The sequence below is a fragment of the Paenarthrobacter sp. FR1 genome (genome assembly GCF_051106045.1).
Classification (GTDB): domain Bacteria; phylum Actinomycetota; class Actinomycetes; order Actinomycetales; family Micrococcaceae; genus Arthrobacter; species Arthrobacter nitroguajacolicus_A.
This window is the reverse complement of sequence record NZ_JBPFSF010000003.1, coordinates 220,796-238,426: the sequence shown is the minus strand read 5'-3', so window position 1 is coordinate 238,426 and position 17,631 is coordinate 220,796. Positions and strand designations below refer to the sequence as shown.

Here is a 17,631-nt window from a genome sequence, read left to right as displayed (position 1 = left end):
CTTTCCTTCATGGGGCTCTGTGCCTCTTCTTAGCTTTGCTCATTTCACCTGCGGCGCAGGGCTGCGTTTTCAATCATTGGAAGGAGAGCTCGGCGGCGCTGCCACTCCGGACGTGCTGGCCCGGCCCAACAATCTCGTCGTCCATTCCTGGTAGCCGCAGTACGGCCTCGCTGCCATCCGGGACCGTGGCGGCAACCTTAAGCCGACCCTCAACGATCTCCCATCGAACCGAAGCAATCCCCAGAGGTGTCTCCAGCTTGGTTTCTGCCCAATGGAGTCCGCCGCCTGGCTGCGGTGCAACAAGGATCCGGCCGTAGCCTGGCTCCAGCGCCGACAATCCGCCAATGGTCCGGTGCATCCAGTCGACCACCGCGCCAAGGGCGTAGTGGTTGAAGCTGGTCATTTCGCCGGCGTTGATGCTGCCGTCGGGAAGCATGGAGTCCCAGCGTTCCCAGATGGTGGTGGCGCCCATGGTGACCGGGTAGAGCCACGAGGGGTTTTCGGTCTGGAGCAGGAGCCGGTATGCCGCATCGAGGTGGCCCGTGTCTGTCAGTGCGTCGGTTACGAATGGTGTCCCCGCAAAGCCGGTGGAAATGCGGAAGCCCGACTTTTCCACCAGCTCGGCGAGCCGGTTGCCAGCGAAGTCACGGTCGCCCTCGCCAAGAATCCCGAAGACGATGGCCAGGGCGTAGACGGTGGTGCAGTCACTGGTGATCACGCCGTCGTCGCCAACGTAGTGAGCCTTGAACGCCGACCGCAGTCCCTGCGCCATGTCGCCAAGTTCTGCGGATGCAGCGTGATCCCCGAGCACCTCGGCGGCAGCAGCCACCAAGGAAGCAGAACGGAAAGCACACAGTGTTGCCACCACATGCTTGTCAGCCTTGGCCGCCCACGGCTGGTCAGGCGAGGCGTCGGGGTCGAGCCAGTCGCCAAACTGGAAGCCGGTGTCCCACAAACCGTTGGGCGAGAGCTTGCTGCGGAGCCGCCGGGCGTGGCCGGTCATGGACTCGAATTGCTCCTCGAGGACCCGTCGATCACCGTAGGCCTCCCACAGTGCCCAGGGTACCCACACGGCAGCATCGCTCCACACCGCAGCCGTATCCGGGGCTCCGAACTCGGCCGGTTGTTCGATGTACTTGAGCACATTGGGGACGACGAAAGGCACCAGATCCTCATCATGGCTCTGTTCCAAAGCAAGGTCGCGCAGCCAGTCCCTCAGGAAGTCATGGCTGTCGAACAGGAACGCCGCACTCGGTGCGAAGGCCGAGAGGTCACCGGTCCAGCCCAGACGTTCGTCGCGCTGCGGGCAGTCGGTGGGAACGTCCACGAAATTGCCGCGCATGCCCCACACAGCGTTCTCGTGCAGGCGGTTCAAGAGTGGATCGGACGTCTGGAAGGTGCCGATCCGCTTCATGTCCGAACTGATCACGACGGCGGTCAGGCGGCCTTGGTCCTGAAGGGCTTCGGCGCCTCCGGGCCAGCCTTCAACTTCCACGTAACGGAAGCCATGGAACGTCAATGTCGGCTCGAAGCTGTCTGCCGCGCCTGAGAGCGTGAACCGGTCTGTCGCTTCTGCCGAGCGCAGGGGCCGGGTGCCCAACTCGTCATGCTCCAGTACCTCCGCGTGGCGGACGGTCACCACATTGCCGGCAGTACCGGTTACTGACGCCCGCACCCAGCCCACCAGGTTCTGGCCGAAGTCCACCAAAACCTTGCCAGCTGGCGAAGTCCACACCTTCACCGGCTGCAACTCCAACTGGCGGCGGACGGGAGGCCCGATGTACGGCTCGAGGCGGCTGAGGTCGTCGTCGAGTTCGCGGACCGCCGACCATTCGGCGGAGCTGAACCCGGGAGCGAGCCATTCGTCATCGAAACGCCGGGCATCGATTGACTGCCCGTCGTAGAGATCGTTGGCGGTGGTGGCCGACGGCCCGGCCATCCAGGACGAGTCCGTACCGACAACTTGCTCGTGACCGTCCGCGAACCGAATCCGGAGTTCGGCAAAAGCGCCAAGTTCCTCACCGTAGTACTTTGAACCGCCCGACCACGCCAGCCGCCCGCGGTACCAGCCGTTGCCGAGCGCCAGTCCAATGACCGTCGTCGTGTCGATCAGCTCGGTGACGTCCAGTTCGCTGTACCGGACCCGCCATTCGTAGCTGGACCAACCAGGAGTGAGCAGGTCCTCGGAGGCGCGCCGGCCGTTGACCCAAGCCTCCACTACGCCAAGCGCGGAAAGGAACAAGGTGGCAGACACGACGTCGCCATGGCCTTCGTCGAGCGTGAATTGGCCGCGCAGCAGGGGTGCACCGTCATATTCTTTGTCCGCAGCGATCATGCGGGCGTGCCAGGTAGTCATCAGGGTGATCTCCAAAGTTCTTGCGGGTTCGATTGCAGTACGGGCAGGATCAGGCCGGCCTATGCCGGTTGGATTGCGAGGTCCAGGGCGGCACCATTGCTCTGTGCCACACCACCCAGCCAATGGGCGCTTGGCTTGGGAGTACGCTGCTGGGTGGTTCGGTCCACCGCGATCAGGCCGAACTTGGGAACGTAGCCAAATACCCACTCGAAGTTGTCGAAGGCAGTCCAGGCGATGTAGCCGCGGACATCGATGCCGTCCGCCAGGCAGGATGCGACACCGGCGACCGCCGTGCGGAGGTAGTTCAGGCGTTGGGTGTCGTCTTCGGTTGCCAGGCCGTTTTCAGTGACGATGACGGGGACCCGGGCAATGCCGGCTGCCTCGCGGATGGTCGCCTCCAAGCCCTTAGGGTAGATTTCTTCACCCATCTGGTTGGTGGGGACTCCATCCTCGGCGTGGACAAGGCCCTCAGCTCCAAACACCGTGCGTCCGTACGTTTGAATTCCCACAAAGTCATCTCCCCGGGAGGCTTCGAGGAACCGCTCGTTGACCTCCCGGCGGATACGGTCTGCGTTGACTTCTCCGCCTGGTGCGGCATGAATGTCCGTGTTGGCCAGGGTCCAGCCCACCATCAGCTCGGGGTAGCGGGCCTTGATGGCGTCGCGGCCGGCATGGTGCGCTGCAAGTTTCACGTCGAAGCCTGCTTCAGACACGGTGAATTGGAAAGGAGCCACCTTCGCTGCCTCGATGTTGAGGCGCTCGGCTGCGGCGGCCCAGACCGGCACCTGACCGCGGCTTTCTGCGGGACCGCCACCAATGCCGATCTCTTTCAGCAGCCACGGAAGGTTGGGCTCGTTCAGTGTGCAGGCAACCCCGATCAGATCGCCAAGGTGCTCAGTGACGCGATCGCAGTACCGACCGAACCGTTCCGGCGTGGCTGCATCTTCCCAACCTCCGGCGGCCAAAAGCCACAACGGCGAGGTGAAGTGATGGAACGTCACCACTGGCGTCAGGCCGTGCTCGTGGCACGCCTCCAGGACGCGACGGTAGTGGTTGAGTGCCGCCGTCGAGAACTGACCTTCCTCAGGTTCGATCCGCGCCCACTCCAGGGAGAAGCGGTAAGTGGTGAAGCCGAGACTGGCAATGAGGGCGATGTCCTCGCGGTAGCGGTGGTAGTGGTCGATCGCGTCACCGGAGGGTTCGGCGAAGATCGTGCCGGGCAACTGCTCCAGGAACCAGGTATCGCTGTTGACGTTGTTCCCTTCGACCTGGTGGGCAGCTGTGGCGACTCCCCAGAGGAAATCGCCGGGGAAAGTTTGGGGCTTTGTCATGGTTTTCCTTATCGAAGTTTGTGTGACGGCAGCCGCTGTTTAGCGGACGCCCTTGATGAACGTGACGGTGATGCTGCCCAAGGCACACAGTGCAGCGGCGGCGAACCAGAGGAGCCCGTAGTTGTGGCCGCTGCCGATGGCGAGGATGGCCGGTGCGGCTGCCGGAACGATGATGTTGGGGATGCTGAGGGCGAGGCTGAAGACGGCCATGTCCTTGCCGGTGTCGCGGGCGTCCGGGAGGACAGCTGCGCACAGGGCGAGGTCGACGGTGAGGTACATCGCCTGGCCCATGGAGAACACAATCCATGCCACAACGAATTGTTCGAAGGACGTTGCCGTGGCACCGAGCACCAGAGCCGTTGCCATGAGGAGAGCCGCGGCAATGACAAACGGCTTGCGGCGTCCGATCTTGTCCGAAAGCCAGCCCGAGACCGTGAAGAAAAGTATGCTGACCGGAGCAGATATCAGGGTGAGCAAGCCCGCGCTCTTCCCGGCTTCGGCGATCGGCATGTGGAGTCCATCCATCAGGAAGAAGATGAAGTAGGCAAACAGTGCCGTCATGGCAATGCCGGCCAGGAACCGTGAAACCCAAGCCCATGCGAAGTTCGGATGCTTCCTCGGATCAACAAGGAAGGACTTCGCCAATCCCTTGAGGTCCAAGGCCGGCAGTTCAGCGCGGGTCTTTGCGGGGTCCTTGTAGAGGACCAGCAGCGGCAAGCTGCAGACGATCGCCAGCAGAACGGGTACACACATCATGAGCAGCGGGGCATCTACCAGCCAAGCGGCAATGTAGGACCCCGCTGACATGGCCAGCGCGCCGGCCATGCCCATGGCACCCATGACCCGTGCCCGCTTGTTGTCTGGGAGGGCCTCGATGGGAATCACGGCGTAGGCGTTGAAGGCGGCTTGCGCCGAAACCAGGGCGATGACATACGCGGCGATGATCACGGGAGTTGACGGCACTGTGCCGATGACAGCCGCGGCGAGCAGAGCGGGGACCAACCCGCCGATGATCCACGGACGACGCCGGCCGAACCGGCCCGCGGTGCGATCGGATAGTGCGCCGGTGAGCGGGATGGTGACGATCAGAAGCAAAGAACTGATGGAAACGGCCATGCCATAGCTCGTCTCTTTGCTCGCCGGATCGACGACTGCCAGACGGAGCGAGAGTGCCGTTCCCAGCGTCAGGCTCATGATGTACATGCCCAAAGCAGCGGTGAGGACTAATGCCATGGTTTTCCGGGGCGACATCGGCTGCTGCGCGATTGGCTGCTGCGCCGCGGTGCCCGACGTCGGCGTTGCAGCGGCTGTTGAGTGAATGGCTGCGTTCCCGGCAGGTTCCATGACCTGCGCCGGGGTAGTGGGGTCACCCATGAAAATCCTCCTTTGGACCAGAGCCACCGTTGGCTCCCTGTGACCGGTGATGCAGGCTCCGAGCGGCTACCGCCGGACCTTTCTAGCAACGCTAACCAAACTTAGACCACATTGGAATACTTTCCCAAAGATTTCTTTTCCAAAGTGGAAAAGAAACTTGGTAGCCTCTTCTCAGAGGAGGTCCACACATGGATCAGGAAACCCGCGGGCCTGCCCGCACAGGTAAGCGCGCCCCCTACGCCAACGGGGCCAAGAAGCGTGCTGAATTGGTTGAAGCAGCCTTCCAGGTATTCGCTGAAAAGGGCTACCTGGGCCTGTCGATCCGCCAGATAGCGGAGGCGGTGGGCACCAGTCACACTGCGCTTCTTCACCACTTCGGGAGCAAGGAAGCACTCCTGGAGGCCGTGCTTGTCCTCCGCGAAGAGCGGGAAGGGCCATGGAGGACGGAGTTGATCAGCGACAAAGGTCTCCTTGAAACCGTGCCTGCCGTTATGCGGCACAATGCGGGAATTCGGGGGGTGATCCATCTTGACGCGACGCTGCGGGCGGAGGCCATCAGTTCAGACCACCCGGCCCATGACTTCCTGTTCCGCCGCAGCCAGGACTTTGTCGACTCGGTGAGGTCTGAACTGGACCGTGAACTCGCGGCTGGACGCCTACGGGATGGCATCTCGCCCATCGTGGTGGCCCGTCAGATCACCTCGCTCGTGGAGGGAATCCAGCTGGCCTGGCTCTACGATGAGTCGGTAGACATGGCCGAGCACCTTCAAGGCTTCATGGACCTCATCAAGGCCCCTTAAGCGTCTTTCCGCGACATTCGACCTTCGCAGTCCCACTCAGGAGAGGCTCAAATTTACATGCCCATGGTAGAAATCGCAGCTACGAGCAGAGTGGTCCTGGACAACGACTGGGCCGGCGATCCCGACGGACTCGTCGCATTGGCCCACCATGCCATGGCACCTGCTAATCGGATCGTAGCAATCACAAGTTCGCTGACCAACCCCATGTTTGGGCCGCCGGAAGGCAAGACGCAGGCCGGAGCACAACTAGCACTGGACCTACTTCAAACTCTGGAGCACCCGGTCCCCTCAGCCGTGCAAGCCGGGCCAGATTCGACATTCACAGGTCGGCTCCGCAGAAACCTGGGGGCCCAAGCCATCATTGACGCAGTGCGCGCGGACGACGATTTGCCGCTGACGTTGGTGTGCGCAGGTCCGCTCACAAACGTGGCTGATGCCCTCCTTGAGGCCCCGGACATCGCACCACGGTTCAAGCTGGCGTGGGTCGGTGGATCTTCCACGGGAACGGATCATGACGAGTACAACTACTTCACTGACCCAATGGCTGCCCAGTTCGTCCTCGCGAATCAGCAGCTCGACATTGACCAGTTTCCTTTAGAGGCCTATCAACGAGTCGTAGTTTCCGTTGCAGAGCTTGACGAAGCGCTAAGGGGTTGCGGCCGGGTCGGTACGTGGCTATGGGATCACTTTCGTGGCTTGGAAGTCCCGGACTTCATCAAGTTCGGTCCGTTGTGGTGCCTGGGTGACAGCGCACCATTGGTTGTCACGGGGCTCAGTGAAGTGACCAGTACATTCGACACTACGAGCGCCACGCCGCGCCGGCGAATGTGCAACCGGGTTGATGCGAGGCTGGTCGTTGCCGACTTTCTTGCCAGTCTTCGGTTGCAGGCACAACAAGACCCGCGACGACTGCCCGGTGACTCGAACTCTGCAGCCGCTTACCTGTAACGGACCTTCGGTAGATGTGTTCGGACTCGAAAAAAGTGGTTTATGGCATGTCGAGCCTGGTTTTGTAGGCGGTGTCTTTGTTGGTGTTCCAGCCGGCGATGATTCCGGCTCCGAGCATTTGGTCGGTGAGCCTGGCGAAGCGGTAGCCGGGGTCGGTGTCGAGGGCGAGTTGGAGGTATTGGTGTGCTTTGGATCCTCGGCCTTCCCACCAATTGATGTAGCCGATGGTAGTGAGGATGGGTGCTGCGTATTGTGGGCTGGTTCTGGTGTAGGCGTGGATGAGGAGTTGTTGGGCCCATTCGATTCGTGACCACTTCGGCGCGGTCTTGGTTTGGGCGAAGAGGATGTGTTGGGGTGGTTCGTCGAGGCCGGGGATGTCTGCCATGAGCCGGTCGCGGATGTGGGGGAATTGGAAGTTCGCGATGAGTGCGTCGCAGTCCTCGTCGGTCGGGAAGCCGTTTGACTCCAGCATGCCCGTCCAGATCTGGCTGGCTTGCAGTGCCGCTTGTTGAGGTGCCTGGGTGCGGATGGTGTTGATGCGGTTTTCGACGGCGGTGGCGTCGTCTGCTTCGTGGGCCGGTGTGGGGAGGATGATGCGGTTGGTGGGTTCGATGGTGCTGCCGCGGTAGATGAACTCGGCGTTAACGCGGCTGTATTCAGTGGTGCTGAGGGGCAGGCTGATGTCTTGACCGGGTTCGCTGTCGAAGGGGGAGTAGGTGTCTCCTCCGACGAAGACTCCGTCGCGGATGGTGATGTCGTTCTCTGCGAGGACTCCGGTGAGTGCGGCGATGGTCGCTGCATGTGGTTTGGGCTGGCCGGGTTCGCTGCGGGCTGAGGTGTAGAGGGCGAAGACGATGCTCGTCGCGCTGGTGTCGCTGGTGAGGTAGCTGCTGACGGTGCGCGCATAGGGGAGTTCCGTGCCGGGTTGGCGGGGCAGGTCGATGCGGAGGGTGGCGCCGACCTTGCCTTTGTCCAGGGTGATACAGACGAGACTCTCCTGGGGCCAGAACCCTAGGGTATGCCCGATGAAGCTGAGCAGGTCTGACGGATCTTTGATGGTGAGCGCATTCATTGCCCTTTTCCTTTGCGCGTGCGTTGCGTCTTTGGTCTTGTGGGCCGTTCTGATAGGGGCCGAAGTGCAACTCAAAGGACCGGGTCCGCCGCGTCAGCGCCCTGGCTAGGAAGAGTACCGTCCAGCCGTGATCGGGATATCAGAATGACAAACAGCGTTGTTGCTTTTGCCCATTCATGGGCAGGCTGATGCGCGGCGCCATGACGTGAGCTGCCCTATTCTTCGATGTGTGCCATCGCTTGGCGGGATTCCTGCGCCGGGTCGGCCGAGGGCTGCTTCCAGTCCCGACATATGCGCCGTTATGGGCGCTTGCGTAGGCTCCGGCGTTGGGGCATGCGTGGTCAAGACGCTTCTCGAATCGAAGAACGCGCTGGACCGAGGGTGACAATGTCACCACTCTCCAGCAGCTGGCTGGAGCCATCCATTACATTAATGCCAACGAGACGACCCGTCAGTGGACGAGTGCGGGATTATTGTGCTGATTCCCTTCTAGGGTGCAGCCAGAGGCAGGCCCTCCCGTCTCTGACCAAGACGGCTGTAACAAACTACAAGTACGTCCCGTCCGGCACGAAATTCGAGCACGGAATCGGCTGAGGCGCGGCAGCTATCCTTTTTGGGTCTGTAGAGACCTGTCCCTTTGACCCATAAAACAACTCCCGACTGAATCAATGAGATTGTTAGTCCCAGTGCCTTCCCGATAGCCGGAAAAGCTGCCAGTCGTCAGGGTAAGTCGCAGAGCCTTGGGCAAGATCTGTTCGCCAATTCGGCCAGATTCGGTCTAGCATCTCGTCCAAGCCTGACCGGTCGTATGGTGTCCTCTGGTCTCGTGTCGCCTCGCGTGCCAACACGTAAGCTTTCCAGATGTCATCGCCGCTCCTCCTCAAATGATGGAAGACGCATGCAAAGAAGCACGCCACGGCATCGTTCACGGGGGCGGCTGTTGAGAGGACCGAACGTGCCCCTTTCTCGATGAATGCAACATCCAGAGGAACTGTTTCGGCGAGTTGAAGCGTTCCATATGATCCACGGCCAGTTGAGCAGGCCGACAGGTAGACCAAATCTGTGTCGACAGCATCAAATTCCATCAGTACTCGCGCCGAAGACAGGGGTGGCTCCTGAGCATCGATTTCGATGCCTACTTCGTAATTCCTGGTGCCTGAGTGTCCATGGCCAGCGAAATGCGCGACGGCAGGCAATCTAGTCGGAAACACTTCATTATGAGCCGACTCATACAACTCACCTATGAATTGTAGCTCGATGTCCACGGCCCTGATGTGTCGTTTTCCCTCTCCCGCGTATCCATGGACTACTGAACCGGTCGACTCAGTGGAACGTCTGCGGGTCAGTGTCCCTGCCCTATGGCAGTACGAAACTTGATCAAATCCCAAGCGAAGCAGGGCCTCGTGGTAAGGCAAGTTGTAGATAACGGAATGAGGGTTCACTACCATCTTGCTTATGCCCAGTTCCAACAAACTCGCGATATCGTGAAACCCGTCAGCCAGGGCGGCGCTCTGGCGCTCGATACTCCATGCCGCGCTATACGCTCCTGCCAGCTCATGGGAGTCGACAACGGTCGCACCACTTTCATCAAGATAAGCAATATCCGCCACGAGCCGTCTCGGAGAATCCTTGGCAAATCGGAACTGAGCATAGGCGCGGTCTTCACCAAGTTCCTTCAGATCGATTGGCTCAGTGAATCGCTCCCTGGATGAGCCGATGGTCTGTCGCAGGACTTCGCGCGCGGTTTCGTAGGCTTGCGTGTCTACAGGGTGGCCATTGAAGGCAGCCGCGGTAGAAGCGTCCACGATTTCCAGGTACCGTTTGAATGCTATACCGAGTCGGCTGTTCACATCCGCGGAAAGATTGTCATGCAGGCCGTCGAATGCATGTTGCTCTATCTGGGCCATCATCAAGAGTCGCTGTGGGGCAGACAAAGGCGAAATGGTGCGCACCCTTTCATGCGGTAGCTCATGAGCTGCCAAGTGATTGTAAAGCGCATCAACCAGTACCCTTGGTAGGGAGCATCCGTAAGAATAGACATACTCAAGTTCCGCGTTGGAGCTAATCCGGTAAATATCTATGCGAATCAAACCCATAGCCGCCATGGTCTTGACTCTAGAGAGACTCAGTGCATCATCAAGCGGATACAACCAAGAAGTCTGAACAGTTTCACCGTCACTTGGAAGGGTCATCTCGAAGCCGATGACAAGGTCACCCGAGTCGTTTAAGCCTGCGAAGAAGGAGCCCTGAGTGTTGTAAGCCCACCGACGTACTGCGTTCAATTCATCTTGTGACTCTGCGACAAACAGCCAGCCGGGTACGAAGCCAGCAGAAGCGTAGGTCATCCGTGCGCCCGTTACGGTGACGCAGTCTCTAACCCAATCGGGAACGTCGTCCTGGCCGGGTCCTGGCCATCCGCCCGGCATGCTGGAATACATCAAGATTTGCCTGCTGGCTGTAGTGAGAGCGACGGTGTTCCACGCCATTTGTGCATTGTCTGGAAGGCAGGCTGTTAGCTCCAGCATCGTGACGAGATGGGCGGCCTCAAGCTCTTGGTCCATTAACAACGCATGAACAATGGGGAGGTGACTGCTCGGAGCGTCCAGAGCAAAAGAGCCCAAGGACGCAAGGTTAGATGGCGTAAGTGGGTTCTTTTCTAAGTACGTGAGTACGTTTCGATCCACCGAGTCTGGATCAAGCCGATGAAGGGCTTCTCCTTGCATTCGACGCCCCAGCTGCGAGTTCAAAAGCGCTTTTGCCACTTCGGCACGTACTGTTTCAGTGTCCAGGCCCAGCCGGTACAAACACGCCCAAAGATTTTCCAAAGACGGCGCAAGCTCAGCGGGGAAATGACCAACTCGCCAGTGCTTGGAAATCAATGTGACTACTACTTGTTCAGGTAAATAGTCCTGTACGGCTGTGTCGGAGTCTGCAATCCCGTAAACGTGGCTAAGCCCCACGTGTGTTACTAGGAGGGCTGTCTCAGTTGGCGAAAGGTTCGCCTCGTTGTTTGCGAATGTTCCCTCGAGACGGCTGTCAATGATCCTAGCGACTATCGACTCAAGCCACTTTAGGCGGCCCTCTTCGAATTCGGCTAGTAACGATGAACTCATGGACCCATCTTGCCATTCAATCGATAGTATAGCGGATCAGCTAAGCAACTTTGTGGATTTGCGTCATCCCAGTGAATCGGGCGTAGAAAAAGCACTGGGATAGCGTTGACGCCTAGAGCCAGAGCCCCGGTCGCAAGGTAGTCTGTGCCCATGAAGTTTCAGATTACACTCAGCCGGAATGGTGGCCAATGCCCAATATAGTCTATTTTTCGCACAGCTATAGGTCGCGGGATGTGCCTGTCAACGATTATTTTGCTCGCCTCATGAAGAGTGAGAACCTTGTGCCAAGTCTAGATCCGCCTTCGGATGCGATTAACGGCGCAAAACTGGAAAGGCACCTCAACTATAGCGACGGTATGGTCGCCGTGCTAACAGACCGAGGATCGAAAATTTCTCCGTACATAGACTTCGAAATTTCGTTGGCTATACGTGGGCGTCGGCCGCTGCTTGTTTTTGTTGAAGATACGTTGCCCACGGGTGTCGTTCCTCATCGGGTCCTGCAGCAGAGATTTTCTCACAGGTCGTTCCTTCGCCAGGCCAGGGAGCATCGACAAGCTCTTCGAACGCTCCGCGCGTATCTAGGCGAACAACCCGGGCCTCGCTACCAGTCATCAGAGTCTAAGAGGTCTTGCCTGGTCCTTGGTGACCATAACTCGCCGCAGCGTGATGCATTTGTGCAGTTTTTGGATAGCAACTTAGGATATGAGCCGCTGGTTCTCAACCCGACGGAGGGGCCACCAGTCCTGGAGTCCGATTGGTGGGACGCGATCTCGCATGCGGATGTCGCCGTTGCCCTAGAAGCGGGCGATCCAAGTGCAAGCGACGCATATGCCTTGGGCGCAGTTCGCGGCGCCCTTCGACCATTAATTGTTCTCACTACAGATAAGTCTGCGGCAGTCGCTTCGTCGATACCTGTGGAGTATCGTCCACGTCAAGTTGAGTCCTTCGAATTCGAAGCATTGCAGCCCGTCCTCATCGAGGAGTTTTCGCTTCTCGAGCAAGATTTTCTGGACTTGGACGATCAGGGTGAGGTTGCCCGATATTCTCAACAATTGATAGAGCTAGATGGACATTATGGACCTAGTACGCGAGAACGAGTTACGGAGGTAGTGGTGGGAGACAAATATGAGGTTAGTGGTCAGGCAGCAGCAGTTGGCCCTAATGCCCACGTCCATCACGTAAGTTTCAACCAGCTCTGGCTACAAAAGAAGGACAGACTGGACCTCGGAACGCTGGCAAGCGAACTCGAGCTAGTTAGGGCCAAAGCTCGAGCGACTGCAGCATCTCCAGAAGAGGATGATGCCACAGCTGAAGCCGGTAAAGCTCAAAGGGCTGCTGAGGCGGGTGACGGCCCCGCTGCAATGAGTCATCTCGCCCGCGCAGGGAACTGGGTGCTCTCTATTGCCGAGGACGTGGGGGCTGCAGTCGTTAGTGCCGCGATAAAGGCCTCGATCGGCATGTAATGCACTGAACAGCGCAATGACTGCCAATAGCCATCTTCAGGTGGTGGGGTCGAGATTCTGGAAGGCGAAAGCCGTGGCCGGGATCCAGAAGCGACCATTCCGAGGTTGCCGCCGAGCGATGCAGTCTCAGGGCGGAAGCGCTGTACTAGATATCGGTCGAGCGGCGAGTCCGACGCGTCAGGTCGCTGATCTAATGGGTCCAGCAGCGAGAATGGTGTTCATGAAGGATGAGGACAAGGCACCAGCAAAGGCGCTGCGTAGAAATAGCGCCGGCGGCGGGGTTGCCGACAAGTTGGGCAACACGTATGAGTTGTCCTGGGCCGTCCACCACGCGTTGCAGTGCATCCAAGACGAGCGGCGCTCTATCACCCTCGAGGATCTCGATCCGGACCTTTCCGACGGTTCTGAGTTCACCTTCGTCGATGAACGGGGCACCGTTGTCGTGACTCAGGTGAAACGTCAGCACAGCATCAACGACCACTGGACCGTCGCAGCCCTGCGGAGTCGTGGCATTTTCGCGGCCGCAGCGAGGCATGTCACTAACGGTCGGGAGTATCACTTCAGCTCAATGACGCCGTGCGGCCGGCTACGCGTGCTTAGCGAGTGGGCACGACAGTCCACGGACGTGGACCAATTCATAAACCACCAACTCACCGATCAGTTGGGCCCGGCATTCGACGAACTTTCAGCTCCCGACATCTTTGGCAGCGCTGAGGGCGCGTGGCAGGTGATTCGAGGCATGTGGTTCGAAGTCGGTGACGAACAGCAGCTCGTTAAGACGAACGCTATGTTCGCCGCAACGGTGCTGGAGGGCGCCGCGGAGCCGCTGCTACCCGTCGCAGTCGGCGCAGTGCTTCTGAATAACCTCCGTAAGCGCCTCACAAGGCGCGAATTGCTCGATGGACTGGCCAGTTATGGCATCTACGCCCGCCAGACAGCAGCGAAACGAACCGCCTATGACGAGGTCCACGCTGCAACGACGAGTTGGCGGCGGACCGTAGAGCGGGAGTTACTCACCCCATCCATCCCCCGCACGGAGTCCGTTGATCTGGTCGACCTTTTGGGACGAACGCGCTTGGCGCTAGTGGTAGGCACCGGTGGCGGTGGCAAGAGTTCGGTCCTTTATCAGGCTGTGAGCGTCCTTGAGTCGAAAGGCGCTGAGGTACTGGCCTTCCGACTTGACCGCCGCGGAGCCTTCAGTTCGACTGCCGAGTTGGGGGCACAGCTCGGCCTGACGAGCTCGCCTGTGACGGCACTGAGAATGGCCGCCGACGGGCGAGATGCTTTCTTGGTCATCGATCAGCTCGACGCCGTTTCACTCGTATCGGGACGACTGTCCGAACGCTATGACGTCATCGAGGATCTGATCCACGAGGCTACGGCAGTTGAGGGGGTAAAGGTCATCCTGGCCTGCCGCCTTTTTGACGTGGAGAACGATCATCGCATTCGCAAGCTCGATGCCCGGATGGACGTTGAGCGGCTCACGATCGGGCCACTGCCCGAGGAAGCCGTCACTGTTGCCTTAGAGGCGATGGATCTAGACGCCGCCGCGCTCACGTCGTCGCAAAAGGAGCTGCTAAGGTCGCCGCTAAACCTCGTTCTCCTCGAAAGCGTCGCGGGCCAACCCGGAGCGCTTAACTTCACCTCGCGCGGATCGCTATTCGAGGCCTTTTGGCAGCGCAAGCGGCAGACTATCAACGACTATCGTCCGGAGGTTCGCTTTAATGACGTGCTTGCTCGCATTGCTAACGCCGCAAGCGATCAACAGGCTCTTTCCGTTGGTATCGAGATCCTCGATGCCGAGGACTACATTAAAGATGCCCAGGTGCTGGCGTCTGAGCAAATATTGGCTATCGATGGCGATCGCGTTTCCTTCTTCCATGAAACGTTCTTCGACTACACGTTCGCGCGGCAATGGTTGTCCCGGCAGCAGTCAATGGTCGAGTTCCTCTGCGCGCAGGAGCAAGAACTTTTTCGGCGGGCCCAGGTGCGTCAGATTCTTGGACTGCTGCGTGAACGTGATCCCGCACGCTTCCGCACGGAAGTCGAGGCGATACTGGCTGAATCGTCCATCCGAATCCATATCAAAGAGACGGTCATGATCGTTTTCGCCAATGTAAGCGACCCGACGGATGAAGACTTGGACCTCGTTCTCCGATTCGACGAGGGAGACTCAACGCTGATGAGACGTCTATGGCAGCAAATAGCCCGCCCGAGTTGGTTTGAAGTCGTCTACCGCCGCGGTTTCGTCGAGACGTGGCTCGACAGTTCAGATCAGACGATGCGCGAACGAGGCATCACTTGGCTCACCAACGCCGGAACGGAGCACGGCACACTAGCCGTACAACTTCTCTCGGCGAGGCGAGATGCGCCCGACTACCCGATGTGGCTCCAACGGCTCACGCTGCGCGCCGATCTCCACGAGAACCGGCCCCTTCTCGATCTCATGCTGAGTGCGGTGCGAGCCGGAGAGCTCGACCCGGCTGACAAGAATCTCTGGCTGTCCGCTCATGACCTGGCCGCGCGCGAACCACTTTGGGCGATCGACCTGCTGGGCGCCTGCTTTATCGACAGTCCTTCGGCGCTTGTCACAGGCACGGACGGCAAAGTCAGTAATCTCGCTTTGCACGACTACAGTGCCACTGAGCTCATCAAAGAGACAATTAGGCACGAACCTCTGGCCTTCACCGAAACAGTCGTTCCATACCTTCTCGCCGTTATGCAGGTGACATCCGAAGAGCGGCACAGCGAGGACCTACTTTACGACCGACACTTTAGTCTCCGTCTTCCATCGTCGGCAGGCATTGACGACGTTGACGACGCTCTCTACAACGGAGCCGCCAGTGCACTTATGAAGTTGGCGTCAACCGCCCCAGAAGCAATCACGCCTATACTTCGGACCCTCGCGGCAAACGAGCATGACTCCGCGCAAGCGCTATTGTTCCGTGCGTTCATCGCCAGTCCCGCGCACTTCAGCGACTGGGCAGCCGAGCTGATCCTCGAAGGCGGCAACCGTCTTAAAAGCGGCTACCTCTCAGACAGTTACTGGCTGTCAAGAGAGGTTGTCGAAGCTATCGCACCGCTCATCGCCGACGAGGTTCACGTCCGTCTCGAAGATGAACTGAGAGACCTCCGTAACCCATATGAACGCTTCCAGTGGTTCGGATATACGGCCTTCAAATTCTTGTCGGCCTTGGACTACCGCCGCCTCAGCGCACTGGGCAAACGACGACTTGCTGAGTACCAAAGGAAATTCGGACTGAAGGCCCCTCCGCCACCGACTGGCATCATCAGCTACACGGTCGGCTCTCCCATCGGCGACTCAGCGGCGGCGATGATGTCGGACAAGCACTGGCTTCGCGCCATGGCCAAATACGACAACGACCGCGATCGGGGCACCTCGGTCGGTGGCGCCCACGAACTGTCGCAGGTCCTCAAGAACCGCACTATAGAGAACCCGCACAGGTTTGCCGCCCTCGCCCTCCAAATGACACCAACGATCAATCCGGCCTACCCCAGCGCGATCCTTTGGGGATTCGGTGAGGCGACAATCCCATCCAACGCGCAACCAACGGTATTCGATGCCATCCGACACATCATGAGCCTCGGTCTCACGGAGTGTGACCGCTGGCTCGGATGGTCCGTCCGGCGAGTCCTCGACGAGACGCCCCTCGACATCGTCGACCTAGTCAGAAAACGTGCCCAGTACGCACCAGACCCAAAAGACGACTCACCCGTCTTCAAGCCGCAAAATAAAGAACACCGTGGTCGCGACCTGCGCCAGAACGGTATAAACACGGCGAGAGGCAGTCTCGCCGAAGAACTCGGCGACCTCCTGGTCCATGACGTGCACGGCGAGCGGACGGCGCTGGTCAAGCCGTACATGCTAGCCCTCGCCAGCGACCCGGCCCTGAGCGTACGGTCGTGTGTAGCCCACACCATCGCGGCTTGCTTGCGACATGCAAGGCCAACGGCATATCAAGCTTTCGAGCGACTCATCGCCGCAGACGACACTCTGCTTGCCGCCGACCTCGTCGGCAACCTGATGATGTACATCGGCAACGTCGACCCCAAACGAATCGACCCAGTCATCGACCGAATGCTCGAATCAAGAGAGGAAGAAGTACGGCAAGCGGGCGGGTCCATGGCTGCATTTGCAGCCCTCCAGTGGGAACGACCTCAACTCATGCAACGAGCGCTTGCTGGGGACAACGCGACTCGGGCGGGCGCAGCCCTTGTGTGCAGCTCCAGGGTCGACCGGGCCGCAAACTCAGAACTTGTCCTGGCAGCCCTGAGCCAACTTATGCACGACGATGCCGATGACGTTCGCAAGGAGGTGGGTGCGCTCGCCCGCCATCTCAGGGGTCAGGCCTTGCGTCCCTTCGTTGATTTCCTCTCGGACCTGATCGCGTCTCCGACCTACGCCCACGCCACCCCACAACTTCTCATCGCTCTGCAAGAAGCCCCCGATAAGGTCGACGACCTGGTTGATTTAGCCGCGCATCGATTCCTCGACGTTTACGGCAGCGACGTTGGGGACATCCGAACTGGTGCTGCTGGCGACGCACACTATATCGCGGATCTAGTTGTTCGAGGTTTGGCGCAGGCCCCTGACAAAAAGCGAATCTCCGCACTTCTCGACATTCTCGATCGTTTGGTGGAACTCGGCGTTTACGGCGTCGACCAAGCCATCGAGCTTGCTGAACGCCGCTAACCGTCAGTTCCGAGCAATTTGTTTGCTGGGCATGTCGCTTGAGCTCGTCTTCGCGATGAACTTAAGAAAGGAGGGAACCTAATGGATACTTGGTGGGCTGGCGTGTGTTTTCGACCTCGAACCAGCATTCTTGCAGCTAGGCTACGCCTGTCTTGTTCGGCGTCGGTTAAGGTGTTTCGGCGGAAGCCAACTGGAGGTAAAAAAGGACGCGTGGACAATGTCCACACCTTCCGCCTCGAACTGCCTCGTACAGCCACCGGACCGGCCCGGATTCCGCATGTTTCCGCCACTTCCCAGTGTTTGCAAGGCCTGGAATCCCGTTCGAGTCCCACCTCGGGCACTGTATTGTCACAGCTCAGGGGAAGCTATTCAGGAGCACATCGACCTCCTGATCCGGCCTTCGATCGGGACCGTGAAGACCTACCAGACGATGCTTGAGCTCCAGGTGAAGAAGGTCGTC

At 59.4% G+C, this 17,631-nt stretch carries 9 protein-coding genes; 4 read left to right on the top strand and 5 right to left on the bottom strand.

Going from position 1 to position 17,631, the window contains the following annotated elements; genetic code table 11:
• Positions 1-73 precede the first annotated feature (73 nt).
• Genes ACR30Z_RS08010 through ACR30Z_RS08000 form a run of 3 tightly spaced genes read right to left on the bottom strand, consistent with a single transcriptional unit; the run spans position 74 to position 5,061 of the window.
• Positions 74-2,356: a family 78 glycoside hydrolase catalytic domain gene (locus tag ACR30Z_RS08010; protein WP_434371982.1), complete on the bottom strand. Its 2,283-nt coding sequence runs from the start codon at positions 2,354-2,356 to the stop codon at positions 74-76.
• A gap of 59 nt (positions 2,357-2,415) precedes the next feature.
• Complete coding sequence (locus ACR30Z_RS08005) at positions 2,416-3,687, bottom strand: glycoside hydrolase family 1 protein (protein ID WP_434371980.1); 1,272 nt, start codon at positions 3,685-3,687, stop codon at positions 2,416-2,418.
• 39 nt (positions 3,688-3,726) lie between these two features.
• Positions 3,727-5,061, bottom strand: coding sequence for an MFS transporter (locus ACR30Z_RS08000; RefSeq protein WP_434371978.1), 1,335 nt, complete (start codon positions 5,059-5,061; stop codon positions 3,727-3,729).
• A gap of 188 nt (positions 5,062-5,249) precedes the next feature.
• On the opposite strand from ACR30Z_RS08000, the gene ACR30Z_RS07995 reads away from it, so the two are divergent.
• Complete coding sequence (locus ACR30Z_RS07995; RefSeq protein ID WP_434371977.1) at positions 5,250-5,861, top strand: TetR/AcrR family transcriptional regulator; 612 nt, start codon at positions 5,250-5,252, stop codon at positions 5,859-5,861.
• A 57-nt stretch (positions 5,862-5,918) separates the two neighbouring features.
• On the top strand, positions 5,919-6,809 hold the full coding sequence (locus tag ACR30Z_RS07990; protein ID WP_434371975.1) for a nucleoside hydrolase: 891 nt from the start codon (positions 5,919-5,921) through the stop codon (positions 6,807-6,809).
• A gap of 40 nt (positions 6,810-6,849) precedes the next feature.
• On the opposite strand, the gene ACR30Z_RS07985 is transcribed toward ACR30Z_RS07990, so the two are convergent.
• Together ACR30Z_RS07985 and ACR30Z_RS07980 are read right to left on the bottom strand one after the other, a co-directional pair.
• Positions 6,850-7,881: a DUF4192 domain-containing protein gene (locus tag ACR30Z_RS07985; protein ID WP_434371973.1), complete on the bottom strand. Its 1,032-nt coding sequence runs from the start codon at positions 7,879-7,881 to the stop codon at positions 6,850-6,852.
• Between the two features lie 677 nt (positions 7,882-8,558).
• Positions 8,559-10,841, bottom strand: a complete 2,283-nt coding sequence (locus tag ACR30Z_RS07980) for a CHAT domain-containing protein (protein WP_434371971.1) — start codon at positions 10,839-10,841, stop codon at positions 8,559-8,561.
• Between the two features lie 341 nt (positions 10,842-11,182).
• On the opposite strand from ACR30Z_RS07980, the gene ACR30Z_RS07975 reads away from it, so the two are divergent.
• Complete coding sequence (locus ACR30Z_RS07975; protein WP_434371970.1) at positions 11,183-12,457, top strand: hypothetical protein; 1,275 nt, start codon at positions 11,183-11,185, stop codon at positions 12,455-12,457.
• Positions 12,458-12,677: 220 nt separating this feature from the next.
• On the top strand, positions 12,678-17,171 hold the full coding sequence (locus ACR30Z_RS07970; protein WP_434371969.1) for an nSTAND1 domain-containing NTPase: 4,494 nt from the start codon (positions 12,678-12,680) through the stop codon (positions 17,169-17,171).
• Positions 17,172-17,631: the final 460 nt, after the last annotated feature.